Source organism: Sphingobacterium sp. UBA7253, assembly GCF_002472745.1.
Lineage (GTDB): Bacteria > Bacteroidota > Bacteroidia > Sphingobacteriales > Sphingobacteriaceae > Sphingobacterium > Sphingobacterium siyangense.
Genome location: NZ_DKSP01000224.1, coordinates 27221 through 30531 on the forward strand (window position 1 = coordinate 27221; position 3311 = coordinate 30531).

At 43.2% G+C, this 3311-nt stretch carries 3 protein-coding genes; all 3 read right to left on the minus strand.

The window, feature by feature from the left end; genetic code table 11:
* Positions 1 to 499, minus strand: a 499-nt coding sequence (locus B2X72_RS23635) for an acyl-CoA thioesterase (RefSeq protein ID WP_286851751.1), incomplete at its 3' end; no start/stop codon positions are given.
* A 184-nt stretch (positions 500 to 683) separates the two neighbouring features.
* Positions 684 to 2309, minus strand: coding sequence for a glycoside hydrolase family 10 protein (locus B2X72_RS23640; protein ID WP_070561315.1), 1626 nt, complete (start codon positions 2307 to 2309; stop codon positions 684 to 686).
* 95 nt (positions 2310 to 2404) lie between these two features.
* Positions 2405 to 3311: N-acetylglucosamine-6-phosphate deacetylase (nagA, locus tag B2X72_RS23645; RefSeq protein ID WP_286851753.1), on the minus strand; the 907-nt coding region annotated here is incomplete at its 5' end.

The following is a 3311-nucleotide window of genomic DNA, read 5'->3' on the forward strand; positions in this document are numbered from 1 at the left end:
CAGCAGAATCTGTCTCCAGATCATGAATAGCACGATCTCTTTCTTTGTCAACTTCCATCTTCACCACACAGCGGTAGAAACGAAACACATCTTTTTCGGTCTCCAAAATCAGGCGGGGCACACGGGTAGGCCTGCCAGTTTCATCTTTGGCCACCATCGTAAAATAGGAGGAATTGCAATGCTTGGTTTCGCCCGTCTGAATATTCATGGCTTCTACCCGAATACCGACTTCCATGGAAGAGTTGCCTACATAATTCACAGAAGCAATTAATGTAACTAACTCCCCCACCTCAACAGGTTTCAAAAAATCCACCTTACCTACTGAAGCAGTCACACAATAATGTGCAGAGAATTTGGATGCTACAGCAAATGCAATCTGATCCATCAAAGATAAAATATAACCTCCGTGTATTTTGCCTCCAAAATTTGCATTGGATGGCAACATCAGCTGTGACATCCGAATCACCGATTCGCTTACCGTTTTATAGATTTCTTCCATACCTATAAATTTACCTTGGATAGATTACAATTCAAAACAAATCCTTCATGAAATAGCAAACAACAATAGTTATAAAGGCTGCTTAAAAATTCTTTCCAACCAATAAAGACAAATACATTCTTAAAAAAAGGGATATCCAACATACAGATATCCCTTTCTCTTGCGGTGCCTAGGCAATCGCCAACTATTTTATCTTTTCAGAAGCATAAGGCCCCTCGTTACTCAAACGGTCAACAGCTTTAACGGCAACATACTCCAATTTTTTGTTGTTCAATGTCGTTGGAATATCCTTACTTGTGACTCCAGGCTCCAAAATCTCATATTGCCATACACCACCGTAATTGAGATACAATACCCATTTTGCGACCTGATCAATTTGCTGATGTTGCCATTTCACAAAGACATGACCGCCTTGTGGAGTGACCAGCAAAGTCGGTTTCAATAAGGGATTAGCACTCAACCATGGGCTAGTAGGCACCAATGCTTTAACCTGATAAGGGCCATTAACCAAAGCTTGTGTCATAGCTGGATTTTTAGTCAACCCAGCCAGGCTCCAGTGGATAACACCTTCCCGGTTATCCGGCAATAGTGTCCTTGCTGCCTCAACTTGATTGACAATTTCCTGAACATACTCCGGACCACGTCTGCCTACCGTATTGATGCCCGGCCAAAGGTGGCGTCCCAAGGTGTTTTCACTTTCCCACCATTTTAACAGCGCCGTATAACTCTGTTTAGCTGGCTGTATAGGCCAATATAGCTGTGGGGCAAAATAATCAATCCAGCCTTTATTCAACCATAATTTAGCATCCGCATAAAGCATATCATACTGGCTGGAGCCTTGGATACCTGACGGATAACCCGGTTTCCAGATACCAAATGGACTAATACCGAATTTTACAAAATTCTTCTCTTTCTTAATATCCTTATAAATACGTTCGATAAAGGTATTTACGCTATTTCTACGGAAGTCTCCGCGTGATAGATCCCCTCCATTGCGTTTGTATTCATTGTAACTATCCGAGTCTGGAAAATCCTGTCCGCCATTATATTCAGCATAAGGGTAGAAATAATCATCAAAATGTACGCCATCGATATCGTAACGTTTGACAATATCCATAACCACACGTGCGGCATGATCCTGTGTCGATTGTTTGGATGGATCAAACCAATAATACCCTTGTTTCAATTTGACAACCGATTCGGGCATTTTGCGCGCCATGGAAGCTGATGTAACAGCACCGCCAGCGGTATGATGCGCACGATAAGGGTTCAACCAAACATGCAGCTCGATTCCTCTTTTATGCGCCTGTTCGACCCAAAAATCGAGTGGATCGTAGTAAGGAGAAGGAGCTTGCCCTTCTGTACCGGTCAAAAAGTACGACCAAGGCTCAAGATCACTTTTATAAAATGCATCCGCCGAGGGACGCACCTGGAAAATCACCGCATTAAAATTATTGTTTTTCAAAAAATCCAAAATACCAATTGCTTCCTGTTGCTGTTCAGCTGTACTCAGATTGTTCTTGCTAGGCCAATTGATATTGGCAACAGAAGCAACCCAGGCCGCCCGAAATTCACGTGGTAACTTGGGAAGATCGACGACAATTTCCTTCTTTTTTTCAGCAACAGGCTGCGCTTTCGTTTCAACTGTATTCTTTACCCGTTCTCGCTTGGGTATCGAGGGCGGATCTTTTTTTACAATTTCGACATTTGTAGTTGTGGTATTGACAGGCTCCTGCTTTTTATTTTTCTTGGATGAACAAGAAGACAAAACAAAAAGAGCCGTCGCTAAAAATAATAGGGAACGTTTCATCAATCTATAGAATAGTGTTTTTTCAAAATAACTAACGAAGATACATATAATATTAGTCAATCTGGGTCAAACGACCGATCTTGTCGGAAATAGGATCAGAACTTTAACTCACCTTTGAAGATTACCTGCTCCAACTTAAAGTCGTCGTTAAAGACTATGACATTCGCCATGCTTCCCTTATTAAGGTTTCCAATATCCACTCTCTTTAAAAGGTTTGCCGGATACAGCGTAGCCATTCGGATCGCTTCATCGAGTGGTATGCCAACCTTTTGAACAGCATTTTTTACCCCCTCAAGCAACGAGATTGCGGCCCCTGAAATGGTACCGTCAGGCAGCGCATAATAACCGTCGTTCAAAACATGATGATAAATATCTTTATCACAAGCGGCCACAGCATCTGTAATCATAAACAGGCGGTCTCCCATCTGACGTTTTGCAATTTTCACGGCTTCAAAGCTTACATGATGCCCATCGACAATAATACTCGCCTGCGCTGTCGGATGATTAAAAATTGCGCCAACAAGTCCTACCTCGCGATGGTGTAAAGGCGACATTGCATTAAACAGGTGCGTACTCGTGGGGATTCCCAGATCGTAACCACGGGTACCCTCTTCGAAAGTTGCATCACTATGCCCAGCACTGAGCAGCAAATTGTAGCCCTGTAAGTGCTGTAGCACATCGTCCGCTATACATTCGGGTGCTATCGTCATCATCTTGACAACCTGATTCCCTGCCAAAAGATCGTCAATTTTTTCCTTCGTGGGCCTAACAATTAAATCCGCCGGATGAGCCCCTCTTTTTTTCGGATTCAGGAAAGGACCTTCCAGGTGCAGACCTAAAAATGCATCGTGCTGGAAACCTTCTGCTACCCGAATGGCATCCTTAAATACAGAGATAGTATTGGTCGCTAAAGTCATCATAAAGGAGGTTGTCCCTTTACGGACCAAACCTTCGGTGATACGCTCCAGAGAGGCTACACTTCGCTCTGCCGAATAAAGGTCC